We start from the raw sequence: 13,664 nt of genomic DNA, 5'->3' as shown, positions 1-13,664 counted from the left end.
GACAGTCGAAGGAGTCGCGTCATGAAACAGCCTACCCCGTCCTTCTACAACCTGGCCTGGCGCTGGCATTTCTACGCCGGGCTGTTCGTCATCCCCTTCCTGATCCTGCTGTCGCTGACCGGGATCGTCTACCTGTTCAAGCCGCAGCTGGATCAGTTGATGTATCCCGAGCTGCTGCAGGTGCCGGTGGCGGAGCAGCGTCTGGACGCCGACCGGCAACTGGCGTTGGTGCGCCAGGCCTACCCCCAGGCGACGATCAGGCAGTACCTGCCGCCGGCGGGCGAAGGGCGCAGCGCGCAGTTCGTGCTCGACCAGGGCGGGCTGCAGCTCAACCTGTTCGTCGACCCCTATCGCGGCACGCTGCTCGGCAGCCAGGATGCCCAGGGCACCCTGCAGGCCATCGCCCGGCGGCTGCACGGCGAGTTGATGATAGGTACGCTGGGCGACCGGCTGATCGAGCTGGCCGCCGGCTGGGGCATCGTCCTGCTGGTGTCCGGCCTGTACCTCTGGTGGCCGCGCGGCAGCTCCGGCGCCGGGGGGCTGTGGCCGCGCCTGGCCAGTCGCGGGCGCCTGTTCTGGCGCGACCTGCATGCGGTCAGCGGCTTCTGGGGCGCGCTGCTGCTGTTGTTCATGCTGCTGACCGGCATGACCTGGACCGGTTTCTGGGGCGCGCAATTCGCCGGTGCCTGGAACCACTTCCCGGCGGCCATGTGGGACGCGGTGCCCCAATCCGGCCTGCAGGCGCGCAGCCTCAACAGCGCCAACCGGCAGACCGTGGCCTGGGCGGTGGAGACCACGCCGCTGCCGGCCTCCGACCCCCATGCCGGGCACAAGGGGCAGGCCACGGGAATGGCGGCCTCTACCCAGGGGCAGGTCGGCCTGCAGCGGGTGGTCGACACCGCCGCGGAGCGCGGCGTGCAGCCGGGTTACAGCATCACCCTGCCCTGGGGCGAGACCGGGGTGTACAGCATCGCCCTGTTCGCCGACGACCCGCGCAACGACGCCACCCTGCACCTCGATCAGTACAGCGGCGCGGTGCTCGCCGACGTGCGCTGGAAGGACTACGGCCCGGTGGCGCGCACGGTGGAAACCGGGGTGATGCTGCACGAGGGCAAGCTGTTCGGCCTGGCCAACCAGTTACTGATGCTGGGCGTCTGCCTGCTGGTGCTGCTCAGCGCCGTCAGCGGCCTGGTCATGTGGTGGCAGCGCCGTCCCCAGGGCCGCTTCGGCGTGCCGCCGCTGCGTCACGACCTGCCACGCTGGAAAACCGCGATCGTCATCATGCTCCTGCTCGGCGCCGCCTTCCCCCTGGTGGGCGCGTCCCTGCTGCTGATCTGGGGCCTGGACCGCTTGCTATTCTCGCGCCAGGGCGCCGCCTCCCGCCTGCAGGAGGGCTGAGCCATGGCCGGCGCGCACGCTCGTTGTCATACCTCGCACACTTCGTTGACCACCCCAAGGAGAACCACCATGCCCATGAAAAAAGCCCTACTGCTGGCCACCCTGCTCGGCACCAGCCTGCTGGCCGGCGCCCACGAGTACAGCGCCGGCGACCTGCACATCGAACACCCCTGGTCGCGGGAGATGCCGCCGGTGGCGCCGACCGCCGCGGCCTACTTCGTGGTGCACAACCAGGGCGCCCAGGCCGACCGCCTGCTCGCCGTGCAGACCCCGGTGGCCGGCAAGGCGGAGATGCACGAGCACGTGCGCGCCGACGGGGTGATGAAGATGCAGCGGGTGCAGAGCGTGGAGGTTCCGGCCGGCGGCGAGGTCAGGTTCGAGCCCATGGGCTATCACGTGATGCTGTTCGACCTGCAGCAACAGGCCAGGGACGGCGAGCGCTTCCCCCTGACCCTGACCTTCGAGAAGGCCGGTGCGGTCGAGCTGGAGGTGGCGGTGCACAAGGATGCCCCCGCGCCGGCCGCCGAGCCGCAGGCGCACTCGCACTGAGGGACTAGACCAGGCGCGCGTCCAGGCTGTTCTGCGCCAGGCGCTGGGCTTGTTCCTCGGTCATGCCCAGGTGCTCGTGCAGGGCGGCGAAGTTCTCCCCGACGTAGCCGCCGAAGTAGGCCGGGTCGTCCGAGTTGACCGTCACCTTCACCCCGCGCTCGAGCATCGTCAGGATGTTGTGCTGGCCCATGTGCTCGAACACCCGCAGCTTGACGTTGGACAGCGGGCAGACGGTCAGGGGAATCTGCTCGTCGATGAGTCGCTGCATCAGCCGCTCGTCCTCGATGGCCCGTACGCCGTGGTCGATGCGCTGGATCTTCAGCAGGTCCAGGGCCTCCCAGATGTACTCGGGCGGGCCCTCCTCGCCGGCGTGGGCGACGCACAGGTAGCCCTCGCTGCGCGCCTTGGCGAACACCCGCTGGAACTTGCTCGGCGGGTGGCCCATTTCCGAGCTGTCCAGGCCCACGGCGATAAAGGCGTCGCGAAACGGCCGGGCCTGCTCCAGGGTCTCGAAGGCCTCCTCCTCGGACAGGTGGCGCAGGAAGCTGAGGATCAGCCCCGAGCTGATGCCCAGCTGCCGCTCGCCGTCCTCGAGTGCCTGGCGAATGCCGCCGAGCACCACCTCGAAGGGGATGCCGCGGTCGGTGTGGGTCTGCGGGTCGAAGAAGGGCTCGGTGTGCACCACGCCCTGCGCCTTGCACCGTTGCAGGTAGGCCCAGGTCAGGTCGTAGAAGTCCTGTTCCGTGCGCAGCACGTCGGCGCCCCGGTAGTAGAGGTCGAGGAACTCCTGCAGGTTGTTGAAGGCATAGGCGCCGCGCAGGGTCTCGACGTCGGGCCAGGGCAGTTCGATCTTGTTGCGTTCGGCCAGGGCGAACAGCAGCTCGGGCTCCAGGGAGCCTTCCAGGTGCAGGTGCAGTTCGGCCTTGGGCAGGGCATTGAGCCAGTCGTGCATGGGGTGAGCCTCGTGTCGGGTGGGCCGGAGTTGGCCGCAGTTTAACCTGACCTTCGGGGCAGAATCTCCCGGCACCGCGGCGATCGTTGCGCAGGACGGGCCGAGCGCAGCGCTACCCATGACGCCTGCACCTGTGCGACGGGCTGCGCCGGCTCAACCCAGCCTGGGTTCAGCCGGCGATCAGCGCCCGGGCCGCCTGGCGGTGGTCGGCGATCAGCTTGGCCAGGTCCAGGCCCTCGACCTGGCCGTCGATGACCCGCCAGGTGCCGCCGATCATCATCCGGTCGGCGCGGTCGGCGCCGCACAGCAGCACGGCCGCGAGCGGATCGTGACTGCCGGAGAAGCGCAGCTCGTCCAGCTTGAACAGCGCCAGGTCGGCCTGCTTGCCCACCGCCAGCTCGCCGATGTCGTCGCGCCCCAGCAGCCGGGCCGAGCCCTTGCTGGCCCAGCCCAGGGCCAGTTCGGGGGTGACCCGCTCGGCGCCGTAACGCAGGCGCTGCAGGTACAGGGCCTGGCGCGCCTCGAGGATCAGGTTGGAGGCGTCATTGGAGGCCGAGCCGTCCACGCCGAGGCCGATGGGCGCGCCGGCGGCCTGCAGGTCGAGGGTCGGACAGATGCCCGAGGCCAGGCGCATGTTCGAGCTGGGGCAGTGGCTGATGCCGGTGCCGGCGGCGCCCAGGCGGGCGATTTCCTCGGGGTTGAAGTGGATGCCGTGGGCCAGCCAGGTGCGCGGGCCGAGCCAGCCGACGCTGTCCAGGTAGTCCACGGTGCGCTGGCCGAAGCGCTGCAGGCAGAAGTCCTCCTCGTCCAGGGTCTCGGCCAGGTGGGTGTGCAGGCGCACGTCGAGCTTGTCCGCCAGCTCGGCGCTGGCGCGCATGATGTCCGGGGTCACCGAGAAGGGCGAGCAGGGTGCCAGGGCGATCTGCACCCGGGCGCCGGCGCCGCGCTCGTGGTACTGGCCGATCAGGCGCTGGCTGTCGGCGAGAATCACCTCGCCCTGCTGCACCGTCTGCTGCGGCGGCAGGCCGCCGTCGGCCTCGCCCAGGCTCATGGAGCCGCGGGTCAGCATCGCGCGCATGCCCAGCTCGCGTACCACCCCGACCTGCACGTCGATGGCGTTTTCCAGGCCGCCGGGGAACAGGTAGTGGTGGTCGGCCGCCGTGCTGCAACCGGACAGCAGCAGCTCGGCCAGGGCCACCTGGGTCGCCAGGGCCAGCTGCTCGGGGGTCAGCCGCGCCCACACCGGATAGAGGGTCTTGAGCCAGGGGAACAGCGGCTGGTTGACCACCGGCGCCCAGGCGCGGGTGAGGGTCTGGTAGAAGTGGTGGTGGGTGTTGATCAGCCCCGGCAGCACCACGTGCTCGCGGGCATCGAAGACTTGGCTGCAGGGGGCTGCGGGCTGTTGCCCGGCGCCGAGCAGTTCGGCGATGCGGCCGTTCTCGACCACCAGGCCACCGGCGGCGGATTGGTCGTTGGCGGTGAAGACGGCGAGGGGGGTCTTGATCCAGATGCGGGTGGCTGCCATGAGCAGGCTCCTCTGAGGTTGAGTTCAGGTTAGCCAGCTCAGTGTTGACCCTGTCTGCTGATCCAGGTGCGTCGGACGACGTGGGGCGACGATACCTGTCCGAAGGGTCAGGATCAACCCCGGCCGTCGCCTTGCTACAGGCGCCGCAGCTCGATGCGCCCGCGGCTGAGGCCGGCCAGCCACTGCTGCAGCTCGTCGAGCCGCGCCGCGGGCAGGGCCAGTTGCAGCTCGGCGCCGCTGGCGTCGAAGCGTTCTTCCTCCAGCTGCGCCTGCAGCTCGCCCAGGCGCGCCTTGAGCAGCGGCAGCTCGGCGAAGGCGCAGTGGAAGCGGCAGCGGCTCAGCGCCACCAGCTCCACCCGCTGGCCGCCCTGCAGGCACTTGCTGGCGCTGCCGCCGTAGGCGCGGGCCAGGCCGCCGGTGCCGAGCTGGATGCCGCCGTACCAGCGGATCACCAGCACCGCCACCTGGTCAAAGGCCTGGCCCTCGATGGCGGCGAGGATCGGCCGACCGGCGGTGCCGCCGGGCTCGCCGTCGTCGTTGAAGCGGTACTGCGCACCGACCTTCCAGGCCCAGCAGTTGTGCGTGGCGCCGGGGTCGCTGGCGCCGGCGATGAAGGCCTGGGCCTCGGCCGCGCTGGTCACCGGGGCGGCCAGGGCGATAAAGCGGCTCTTGCGGATCTCCTCGCGGTATTCGCAAGGCGCGAGCAGGGTGAAGGCCATCAGGCGGTCGCGGGCGGGGTGAGGCCGCAGCCCTTGAGGATGATGCGCACCAGATTGTCGGCGGCCTCGGCGAAGTCCTGCTTGGTCAGGCGCGAGCGGCCGGTGACCCGGCAGATCTGCGAGGCGAAGTCGGCGTAGTGCTGGGTGCTGCCCCACAGCAGGAAGATCAGGTGCACCGGGTCGATCGGGTCCATCTTGCCGGCGGCGATCCAGGTCTCGAACACCGCGGCGCGGCCGCGAAACCAGGCGCGGTAGTCCTGATCGAAGTAGGCCGACAGGCACTCGCCGCCGCTGATCACCTCCATGGCGAAGATCCGCGAGGCCTTGGGGTAGCGGCGGGAAAACTCCAGCTTGGCGCGGATGTAGCGGTCCAGGGCCTCGGCCGGGTCGTCCTCGACGGTGAGGCTGTTGAAGGTGCTGTCCCACAGCTCGAGGATGTTGCTCAGCACCGCCAGGTACAGCCCCAGCTTGCTGCTGAAGTAGTAGTGCAGGTTGGCCTTGGGCAGGCCGACGGTCTGGGCGATGGTGTTCATGCTGGTGCCCTTGAAGCCGTGACGGGCGAACTCCTCCTCGGCGGCGGCGAGGATCGCCTCCTCGTTCTTCTGGCGGATGCGCCCGGCGGGCTTGTCGGCGGGATTGGCGCTGTGCGCGGGTACTGCAAGGGTCATAGGCGATACCGGAGTGTGCATGGAGCGGGGGCAGTGCACTGATAACCCAGAGGGGTCGAGAGTGACAAGCGCGGCGGCGGAAAAAGCGGCAGTGGATATGGAGATGTCGCGATCAGAACCGGCGACGCTCATGGGTCCTGGCCCTGGCCGGGGGCGGACGGCTCGCGGCGTCCGCCCAGGTACCAGCCCAGCGCCGCCCAGACGGCGGCCAGCACGGCGCCGACCAGGGCGGCGACCAGCGTGCCCTGGGCCAGGCCGTCGAGCAGCGCCTTGAGCCAGGCGCTGAGGGCGTCGCCGCCGCGATAGACCAGGGTGTCGATGACGTTCTTGGCCTTGTACTGGCTGTGGGCGTCGAGCGGGGCGAAGAGCATCTCCCGGCCGGGGCGGACGAAGGCGTACTCGCCGACCCGGCGCAGGATCATCAGGGCCGCCAGCATGGCGAAGGTCGGCGCCAGGGCCAGGCCGAGGAAGCCCAGGCACACCAGCAGCGGCACCCCGGCCAGCAGCGCGCGCAGGCCGAGCTTCTGCGCGACCCGCCCGGTGACGAACAACTGGGCCAGCAACGACAGCGCCTGCACGGCGAAGTCGAGCAGGCCGAACACCCGTACTTGCTGGATCGGGTCGGGGAAGGTCTGCTGCACCAGGCGCGCCTGTTCGAAGTAGAGGAAGGTGCTGGCGCTGGCCAGCAGAACGACGAAGGCGGCGATGCCCAGCAGGTAGGGCGAGGTCAGCACCCGGCCGATGCCGCTGAAGGGGTTGCCCGGCACCGGTTCGCGCGGGTGCTCGCTGGGCGGCGCGCCGGGGCGGCCGGCGCCGCCGACCGCGCGCCAGGCCATCAGCTGGCGCTTGCCTGCCAGCGCGCCGCCCAGCAGCCCGGCGGCGCAGAGCAGCAGCCCGGCATGGCCGATGGAGCCTATCAGCAGGGTGCCCAGTGCCGGGCCCGCCAGGCCGCCGCTGCTGGCTCCGGCGGCGATGAAGGCGAACAGGCGGCGCGCCTGGGCGGCATCGAACACGTCGGCCATCAGGCTCCAGGCCACCGACACCACGAACAGGTTGTAGACCGACAGCCATACGTAGAACAGCCGCGCCAGCCACACCGAGTCGCCTTGGGCGAAGGCCGCGGCGAAGGCCAGCAGGTTGAGGACGAACAGGCTGTACACCCAGTCGACATAGCGCGAACGCGGCACCCTGGAATTGAGCCAGGCGAACAGCGGGACGGCCAGCAGCATGAGCACGAAGGTGGCGCTGAACAACCACTGCAGGTTCTCCACGCCACCGCGGATGCCCATGGCCTCGCGGATCGGCCTGAGCATGAAGTAGCCGCTGAACAGGCAGAACAGCAGGGCGAAGCCGCTCAGGGCCGCGCGCAACTCGGCCGGTTCGGCATTGATGCTGGCGGCCAGGCGCTGGGCGGGCGTCATGGCACCTCCGAGGTGCGCCCCGAGCTCAGGCGAAGGCCCGGGCGATCCGCTCGCGCAGCGCCGCGTCCGGCAGGCGGCCCCGGCCCGCGCCGAGGTTGTCGGCCATGTAGTGGGCCTTGGAGGTGGCGGGGATGGCCACGGTCACCGCCGGATGGGCGAGGATGAACTTGAGCAGCAGCTGGGCCCAGGAGTCGGCGTCGACGTCCGCCGCCCAGTCCGGCAGCGGCCGGCCGCGCACCCGCTGGAACAGCTGGCCGCGGGCGAAGGGCCGGTTGATCAGGGTGGCGATGCCGCGGTCGGCGCAATAGGGCAGCAGGCGCCGCTCGGCGTTGCGCTCGGCCACCGAATAGTTGAGCTGGACGAAGTCCACCGGCTCCTTGGCCAGTACCGCCAGCAGGTCGTCGTGGGCCGCCTCGCGGTAGTGGGTGATGCCGATGTAGCGCACCTTGCCCTCGGCCTTGAGTTCGCGCAACAGGGCCAGCTGGGTGTGGGTGTCCTGCAGGTTGTGCACCTGCATCAGGTCGATCCGCTCGCTCTGCAGGGCGCGCAGGCTGGCCGCAAACTGCGCCAGGCCGCGTTCGCGGCCATGGGCCGAGACCTTGCTGGCAAGAAAGGCCCGGGCCTGGCTGCCGGTGCGCCGCAGCAGGGCGCCGGTGACGGCCTCGGCGTTGCCGTAGCTGGGCGCGGTGTCGATCAGGCGGCCGCCTCCCTCGATAAAGGTGCCCATCACCTGCTCCAGGGGCGCGAGGCTGGCGTCGTCGAGGCGCACGTGGAAGGTCCGCGAGGTGCCCAGGCCTATGGCCGGCAGCGCCTCGCCGCTGGCGGGAATCGTCCGCTGCAGCAGGCTGCCGGGCTCCTGGGCGAAGGTGCGTGGCAGCAGGGGCAGGGTGGCGGCGAGGCCGAGCAGACGGGCGCCGCGCTGGATGAACTGACGGCGGCTGGGCATGGGGCCTCCGGGACGCGCTGGACGGGGCCGGCGCAGGCGCCAACCCAGCGGGAGCGCGCACGCCTCAAGCTAGGAGCATAGTCTCCGTGGTGTGGCGCTGCCCCTTCAGTTACCCGGGTAGTCGCTCAGCACCTGCTCCTCCCCGCGAGCATCCAGGCCTATCACCTGGTAGGCGTCGCGGACATTGCCGCGCTCCATGCCGGGCGAGCCGGTCGGCATGCCGGGCACGGCGGCGCCGAGCAGGTCGGGGCGCTGGCGCAGCTTGAGGATGTCGGCCGCCGGTACATGGCCCTCGACGAACTGGCCGTCGATCACCCCGGTGTGGCAGGACGACAGGCGCGGCGGCACGCCCAGGCGGCGCTTGACCGCGGCCATATCGGTCTCGACATGGTCGACGACCGCGAAGCCGTTGGCTTGCAGGTGGCCGATCCAGGCCTTGCAGCAGCCGCAGTTGGGGTCGCGGTGCACATCGATGGTCAGGGGCTCGGCGGCCTGGGCCAGACCGGCGAACAGCCCGGCAAGCAGTAGGGCTCGGCGCATTGTGGCAGGCTCCGTACAGGGTCGATGCGCAAGGATAACGCCGCCGCCGCGTCGACCCCAGCCGCCGGCTGTTTCCGGATATGCCGGGCAGGACCTATGCTGCTGGCATCAAGCCATGAGATGGGGGCTGTCGATGCGGTTGGCGCGCGTGATCTTGGTGGTGCAAATCCTGGCCCTGGGCGGCCTCGGCCTGGCCTATTTCATCCGGCCCCACGAAATGGCCAACCTCAGCGGCATGCTGTTGCTGGCACCCGCCGCGGCCACCGATGTGCGCGCCTACTATGGCGGCCTGCAACTCGGCCTGGCGGCCTATCTGCTGCTGGCCCTGGCGCGCCTGGAGCTGATCCGCGGCGCGCTGACCCTGCTGGTGCTGCTGTACAGCGCCCTGGCCCTGGCGCGCATCGGCGGCCTGTGGCTGGACGGCGGTGCCCAGCAGACCTTCAACCTGGCGGCGTTGCTGCTGGAAGTGGTCTCGGCCGGGCTGGCCTTCTGGGCGCTGCGCGGCCTGAACCGACTCTAGCGCCTCAGCGCCGTTCCAGCAGCACCCCCGCTTCCATGTGGTGGGTGTAGGGGAATTGGTCGAACAGCGCGCAGCGGGTCACCTTGTGGGTGTCGTCGAGCTGGGCGATGTTGGCGGCCAGGGTCTCGGGGTTGCAGGAGATGTAGAGGATGCGCTGGAAGCGCCGGGTCAGCTCGCAGGTGTCCGGGTCCATGCCGGCGCGCGGCGGGTCGACGAACACGCTGCCGAAGGCGTAGCCCTTGAGGTCGACATCGGCCAGGCGGCGGAACGGCCGCACCTCGTTGAGCGCCTGGGTCAGTTCCTCGGCGGACAGGCGCACCAGGGTCACGTTGTCGATGCCGTTGCCTTCCAGGTTGGCCAGGGCGGCGTTCACCGAGCTCTTGCTGATCTCGGTGGCCAGCACCTTGCGCACCCGGGTGGCCAGGGGCAGGGTGAAGTTGCCGTTGCCGCAGTACAGCTCCAGCAGGTCGTCGTCGCGCTCGCCGAGCGCCTCGAAGGCCCAGCCGAGCATCTTCTGGCAGACCTCGCCGTTGGGCTGGGTGAAGGCGCCTTCGGGCTGGCGATAGCGGAAGCGCCGGCCAGCCACCTCGAGTTCTTCCTCCACATAGTCCTTGCCGACGACGATGCGCTTGCCCCGCGAGCGGCCGACCAGGCTGACGCCCAGCTCGGCCGCCAGTTTCTCGGCCTCGGCCTGCCAGGCCGCGTCCAGCGGCCGGTGGTAGCACAGGGTGATCAGCGCATCGCCGGCCAGGGTGGTGAGGAATTCGACCTGGAACAGCTTGAAGCCCAGCGCCTTGCTGGCCTGCCAGGCCGCCTTCAGGCGCGGCATCAGCTCGTTGATCCGCGCGCTGGCGATGGGGAAGTCGTCCAGCAGGATGGGCGCGTGCTTGTCGCCGGCCTCGAACATGGCGTAGTGGCGATCCTCGCCCTCGCGCCACAGGCGGAACTCGGCACGCAGGCGGTAATGCTCGCGGGGCGAGTCGAAGACCTCGGGCGCAGGGGCGGCGAACGGCGCCAGCAGCTCGATCAGGCGCTGCTTCTTGGCCTCGAGCTGGGCGGCATAGGTGGCGGGATCGAACTGGGGACGGCTCATGGACTACTCGACAGGTTCTACGGCTGAAACGAACAGGAGCGGGACGGGCCCGCTCCTGGAGGACTTGCTGGGCGGTGTCAGGCGAAGAAGCCCAGCTTGATCACGAACAGCGCCGAGAGTATCACCAGCGCCGGGTTGAGGTCGCGCCAGCGGCCGGCCAGGACCTTGACCAGGGTCCAGGTGATGAAGCCGAAGGCGATGCCGTTGGCGATGGAGAAGGTCAGCGGCATGGCCAGGGCGGCCACCGCCACCGGCGCGGCGACGGTCAGGTCGTCCCAGTCGATCTGCGCCAGGCTGCTCATCATCAGCACCGCGACGAACAGCAGCGCCGGCGCCGTGGCGTAGGCCGGCACGGCGCCGGCCAGGGGGGCGAAGAACAGGCTGAGGAGGAACAGCAGGGCGACCACGCAGGCGGTCAGGCCGGTGCGTCCGCCGGCGCTGATGCCGGCCGCCGACTCGATGTAGCTGGTGGTGGTGCTGGTGCCCAGCGCCGCGCCGGCCATGGTCGCGCTGCTGTCGGCCAGCAGGGCGCGGCCGAGCTTGGGCATCTTGCCGTCCTGGTCCAGCAGCTTGGCGCGCTGGGCCACGCCGATCAGGGTGCCGGAGGTGTCGAACAGGTCGACGAAGAGGAAGGCGAAGATCACGCTGAGCAGGCCGATGTCCAGGGCGCCCATGATGTCCAGTTGCATCAGGGTCGGCGCCAGTGCCGGCGGCATCGACACCACGGCGTCGAGCCGGGACAGGCCCAGGGCGATGGACAGGCCGGTGACCGCCAGGATGCCGATCATCACCGCGCCGGTGACCTTGCGGTAGGCCAGGGCGGCGATGATGAAGAAGCCCAGGCAGGCCAGCAGCGGGCCGCCCTGGGAGAGGTCGCCGAGGCCGACCAGGGTGGCCGGGTGATCGATGACGATGCCGGCGTTCTTCAGGGCGATGATCGCCAGGAACAGGCCGATGCCGGCGGCGATGCCCGAGCGCAGGGCCAGGGGGATGCTGTTGATGATCCACTCGCGGATCTTGAAGATCGACAGCAGGAAGAAGATCGCCCCGGAGAGGAACACCGCGCCCAGGGCGGTCTGCCAGCTGTAGCCCATGGTCAGCACCACGGTGTAGGTGAAGAAGGCGTTCAGTCCCATGCCCGGCGCCAGGGCGATCGGGTAGTTGGCCAGCAGGCCCATGATCGCCGAGCCGATGGCCGCCGCCAGGCAGGTGGCGACGAACACCGCGCCGTGGTCCATGCCGGTTTCGGCGAGGATGCTCGGGTTGACGAAGAGGATGTAGGCCATGGTCAGGAAGGTGGTGAGACCGGCGAGGACCTCGGTGCGCACCGTGGTGTTGTGCGCTTTGAGTTGGAATAGGCGTTCCAGCATGGCGTCTCCCTGTGGCGCAGATGGCGCCGTTGATGTGCAGACCGCAAGCAAAGCACATCCGCGCACGGGCGGCGGTTTTTGCGGGCGATCTGGAAAAGGCGCGCATCATATCAGCTAGGCTTTAGCCGGTGAATTTGTGACCGGAAGGTCAGTGCAATCGCCTTTCCAGTCGAGGAGCAGAGCATGAGCACACGCGCCGTAATCACCGTAGCCGATGGCGTCGAGGACCTCGAATGCGTGACCCTGATCGACGTGCTACGCCGCGCCGAAATCGAGGTGGTGGTGGCCAGCATCGAGGGCCGGCGGATGATCACCTGCGCCCGCGGCACGCGCCTGACCGCCGACGCCATGCTGGTCGACGTGCTGGCCCAGGAGTTCGACCTGATCGTGCTGCCCGGCGGCATGCCCGGCGCCCAGCGCCTGGGCGAGCACGAGCCGCTGGCCGAGCGGGTGCGCCAGCAGGCCAAGGCCGGCAAGTTCTACGCCGCCATCTGCGCGGCGCCGGCCATGGCCCTGCAGCCGTTCGGCGTGCTCCGCCAGCGGCGCATGACCTGCTACCCGTCCTTCAGCGATCGCCTGTCCGGCTGCAGTTTCGTCGACGAGCCGGTGGTGGTCGACGGCAACTGCATCACCAGCCAGGGCCCCGGTACCGCCCTGGCCTTCGCCCTGTGCCTGGTCGAGCAGCTGCGCGGCAAGGGCACCCGCCGGCAGGTGGCCGAGGCCATGCTGGCCGACTAGGCCCATGCGCGGGGCGGTTGGCGGCTCGACTAGGCGGCGGTGGTCCGCCTCAGCAGGCAGGACAGCCGGCTGTCGCGGCGCTCGATGAACTGCCACAGGCGCTGCGCGTAGTCCGCTGGCGCCGCCGCCTGTACCGAGGGTCGCCCGGCCAATGCCTGGCGCCAGCGTTCGACCTTGTCGAGGCCGGCGAAGGTGGCGAAGTCGGCGATGCGCTCGAACACCTGCCAGTAGCGGAAGACCGGGGCGAAGGCCGCGTCCACCAGGGAGAAGCGCTCGCCGGCGAACCAGGGACCTTCGTCCAGTTCTTCCTCCAGCTGCTCGAAGCGCCGGCGCAGGGCCTGCTGCCCGGCGTCCAACTGCTCCGCGTCGGCGGCGTTGTAGAAGCGCGCGATGTCGTTGAGCACGGCCGAGGCGAACTCGATCCAGGCGCGGTGACGGGCGCGCTCGAAGGCGTCGGCGGGGTGCAGGCGCGGCGCCAGGGTTTCGTCGAGGTACTCGGCGATCACCGCCGACTCGAACAGCACGCCGTGCTCGCTGCGCAGCAGCGGCACCTTGCCCAGCGGGGAGAGGGCGAGGAACCAGGCGGGCTTGTCGCTCAGGTCGACGTCGCGGCGGCTGAAGGCCACGCCTTTCTCCGCCAGCACGATGGCCGCCCGTTGCACGTAGGGGCACAGCGGGTGGCTGACCAGTTCCAGTGAGGTGTTCATGGGGTGGCTCCTTCGGCTTTCAGGGCCAGCGGGCCGTCGCCGAGCAGGACGTGGACCAGGGACATGGCGGCGAGGAACAGCGGGTATTCCCAGCCGCCGCCGGGGTTGCTGAAGACCCAGCCGTTGGGCGCATGGATCAGCAGCGCGCCGAGCAGGATCGGCAGCAGCGCCAGGGACACCCAGCGGCCATGGAAGCCGAGCAGGATCAGCAGGCCGCCGAGGCTTTCCGCGAGGATCAGCGGCAGGGCCAGGGCCGTCGGCAGCCCCTGGCCGGCCAGCCATTGCGCGAGCCCGGCGACGCCGAAGGTGAACAGCTTGAGCAGCAGGCCGTGGCTGATCCACATGGCGGCCAGGCTGACGCGCAGCAGCAGGCGTGCGGCGGCGGGGTAACGGGGCAGTGCGAGACTGGGCATGGACAAGCTCCTGTCGGTCGGCAGTAGCGCCTTGACCCCAGGCTATGCTTTGCAATTCGGCGGATAAATTCCCAATATCCGCACAACGCCTATGCGGATTTGCAT

15 protein-coding genes are annotated in these 13,664 nt (G+C 69.9%); 4 read left to right on the top strand and 11 right to left on the bottom strand.

The annotated features are described in order from the left end of the window. The first annotated feature begins 21 nt into the window (after positions 1–21). Both SBP02_RS17065 and SBP02_RS17060 read left to right on the top strand, forming a co-directional pair. Entirely contained in the window at positions 22–1,398 is a 1,377-nt protein-coding gene (locus tag SBP02_RS17065) for a PepSY-associated TM helix domain-containing protein (protein ID WP_318643557.1), read from the top strand. Positions 1,399–1,467: 69 nt separating this feature from the next. Continuing rightward, entirely contained in the window at positions 1,468–1,947 is a 480-nt protein-coding gene (locus SBP02_RS17060) for a copper chaperone PCu(A)C (RefSeq protein WP_318643556.1), read from the top strand. 4 nt (positions 1,948–1,951) lie between these two features. On the opposite strand, the gene SBP02_RS17055 is transcribed toward SBP02_RS17060, so the two are convergent. The 7 genes from SBP02_RS17055 to SBP02_RS17025 all read right to left on the bottom strand — a co-directional run bounded on the left by SBP02_RS17055 (position 1,952) and on the right by SBP02_RS17025 (position 8,718). Next, positions 1,952–2,899: an adenosine deaminase gene (locus SBP02_RS17055; RefSeq protein ID WP_318643555.1), complete on the bottom strand. Its 948-nt coding sequence runs from the start codon at positions 2,897–2,899 to the stop codon at positions 1,952–1,954. Between the two features lie 169 nt (positions 2,900–3,068). Further along, the gene (locus SBP02_RS17050; protein ID WP_318643554.1) at positions 3,069–4,424 is read right to left on the bottom strand and encodes an 8-oxoguanine deaminase; all 1,356 of its coding nucleotides are present in this window, start codon (positions 4,422–4,424) and stop codon (positions 3,069–3,071) included. Positions 4,425–4,558: 134 nt separating this feature from the next. Continuing rightward, on the bottom strand, positions 4,559–5,143 hold the full coding sequence (locus tag SBP02_RS17045) for an IMPACT family protein (RefSeq protein WP_318643553.1): 585 nt from the start codon (positions 5,141–5,143) through the stop codon (positions 4,559–4,561). Further along, positions 5,143–5,811 (bottom strand): TetR/AcrR family transcriptional regulator, encoded by a 669-nt coding sequence (locus tag SBP02_RS17040; RefSeq protein ID WP_318643552.1) that lies wholly within the window; start codon positions 5,809–5,811, stop codon positions 5,143–5,145. Before SBP02_RS17040 ends, SBP02_RS17045 begins: the two co-directional genes overlap by 1 nt. Before the next feature lie 128 nt (positions 5,812–5,939). Next, complete coding sequence (locus SBP02_RS17035) at positions 5,940–7,232, bottom strand: NTP/NDP exchange transporter (protein WP_318643551.1); 1,293 nt, start codon at positions 7,230–7,232, stop codon at positions 5,940–5,942. A gap of 25 nt (positions 7,233–7,257) precedes the next feature. After that, complete coding sequence (locus SBP02_RS17030; RefSeq protein WP_318643550.1) at positions 7,258–8,178, bottom strand: aldo/keto reductase; 921 nt, start codon at positions 8,176–8,178, stop codon at positions 7,258–7,260. A gap of 105 nt (positions 8,179–8,283) precedes the next feature. After that, entirely contained in the window at positions 8,284–8,718 is a 435-nt protein-coding gene (locus SBP02_RS17025; RefSeq protein WP_318643549.1) for a DUF411 domain-containing protein, read from the bottom strand. Between the two features lie 133 nt (positions 8,719–8,851). Here SBP02_RS17025 and SBP02_RS17020 point away from each other — a divergent pair, with 133 nt between their 5' ends. Next, complete coding sequence (locus SBP02_RS17020) at positions 8,852–9,238, top strand: DUF4345 family protein (RefSeq protein ID WP_318643548.1); 387 nt, start codon at positions 8,852–8,854, stop codon at positions 9,236–9,238. A gap of 4 nt (positions 9,239–9,242) precedes the next feature. On the opposite strand, the gene trmA is transcribed toward SBP02_RS17020, so the two are convergent. Further along, a complete protein-coding gene (trmA, locus tag SBP02_RS17015) occupies positions 9,243–10,331 on the bottom strand; it encodes a tRNA (uridine(54)-C5)-methyltransferase TrmA (protein WP_318643547.1) in 1,089 nt (362 codons plus the stop codon). A gap of 77 nt (positions 10,332–10,408) precedes the next feature. Further along, complete coding sequence (locus SBP02_RS17010; protein WP_318643546.1) at positions 10,409–11,701, bottom strand: NCS2 family permease; 1,293 nt, start codon at positions 11,699–11,701, stop codon at positions 10,409–10,411. A 183-nt stretch (positions 11,702–11,884) separates the two neighbouring features. Here SBP02_RS17010 and SBP02_RS17005 point away from each other — a divergent pair, with 183 nt between their 5' ends. Then, on the top strand, positions 11,885–12,439 hold the full coding sequence (locus SBP02_RS17005) for a DJ-1 family glyoxalase III (protein WP_318643545.1): 555 nt from the start codon (positions 11,885–11,887) through the stop codon (positions 12,437–12,439). A gap of 29 nt (positions 12,440–12,468) precedes the next feature. On the opposite strand, the gene SBP02_RS17000 is transcribed toward SBP02_RS17005, so the two are convergent. Further along, positions 12,469–13,146, bottom strand: coding sequence for a glutathione S-transferase family protein (locus SBP02_RS17000; protein ID WP_318643544.1), 678 nt, complete (start codon positions 13,144–13,146; stop codon positions 12,469–12,471). Next, positions 13,143–13,559 (bottom strand): DoxX family membrane protein, encoded by a 417-nt coding sequence (locus SBP02_RS16995; protein WP_318643543.1) that lies wholly within the window; start codon positions 13,557–13,559, stop codon positions 13,143–13,145. Before SBP02_RS16995 ends, SBP02_RS17000 begins: the two co-directional genes overlap by 4 nt. Positions 13,560–13,664 lie beyond the last annotated feature (105 nt).

Source organism: Pseudomonas benzenivorans (genome assembly GCF_033547155.1).
Classification (GTDB): Bacteria; Pseudomonadota; Gammaproteobacteria; order Pseudomonadales; family Pseudomonadaceae; genus Aquipseudomonas; species Aquipseudomonas benzenivorans_B.
This window is presented reverse-complemented; position numbering and strand designations above follow the sequence as displayed.

Coding starts and splice junctions, on each gene's coding strand:
- SBP02_RS17065 (WP_318643557.1), top strand. CDS start 22: ATGAAACAGCCTACCCCGTCCTTCTACAACCTGGCCTGGCGCTGGCAT.
- SBP02_RS17060 (WP_318643556.1), top strand. CDS start 1,468: ATGCCCATGAAAAAAGCCCTACTGCTGGCCACCCTGCTCGGCACCAGC.
- SBP02_RS17055 (WP_318643555.1), bottom strand. CDS start 2,899: ATGCACGACTGGCTCAATGCCCTGCCCAAGGCCGAACTGCACCTGCAC.
- SBP02_RS17050 (WP_318643554.1), bottom strand. CDS start 4,424: ATGGCAGCCACCCGCATCTGGATCAAGACCCCCCTCGCCGTCTTCACC.
- SBP02_RS17045 (WP_318643553.1), bottom strand. CDS start 5,143: ATGGCCTTCACCCTGCTCGCGCCTTGCGAATACCGCGAGGAGATCCGC.
- SBP02_RS17040 (WP_318643552.1), bottom strand. CDS start 5,811: ATGACCCTTGCAGTACCCGCGCACAGCGCCAATCCCGCCGACAAGCCC.
- SBP02_RS17035 (WP_318643551.1), bottom strand. CDS start 7,232: ATGACGCCCGCCCAGCGCCTGGCCGCCAGCATCAATGCCGAACCGGCC.
- SBP02_RS17030 (WP_318643550.1), bottom strand. CDS start 8,178: ATGCCCAGCCGCCGTCAGTTCATCCAGCGCGGCGCCCGTCTGCTCGGC.
- SBP02_RS17025 (WP_318643549.1), bottom strand. CDS start 8,718: ATGCGCCGAGCCCTACTGCTTGCCGGGCTGTTCGCCGGTCTGGCCCAG.
- SBP02_RS17020 (WP_318643548.1), top strand. CDS start 8,852: ATGCGGTTGGCGCGCGTGATCTTGGTGGTGCAAATCCTGGCCCTGGGC.
- trmA (WP_318643547.1), bottom strand. CDS start 10,331: ATGAGCCGTCCCCAGTTCGATCCCGCCACCTATGCCGCCCAGCTCGAG.
- SBP02_RS17010 (WP_318643546.1), bottom strand. CDS start 11,701: ATGCTGGAACGCCTATTCCAACTCAAAGCGCACAACACCACGGTGCGC.
- SBP02_RS17005 (WP_318643545.1), top strand. CDS start 11,885: ATGAGCACACGCGCCGTAATCACCGTAGCCGATGGCGTCGAGGACCTC.
- SBP02_RS17000 (WP_318643544.1), bottom strand. CDS start 13,146: ATGAACACCTCACTGGAACTGGTCAGCCACCCGCTGTGCCCCTACGTG.
- SBP02_RS16995 (WP_318643543.1), bottom strand. CDS start 13,559: ATGCCCAGTCTCGCACTGCCCCGTTACCCCGCCGCCGCACGCCTGCTG.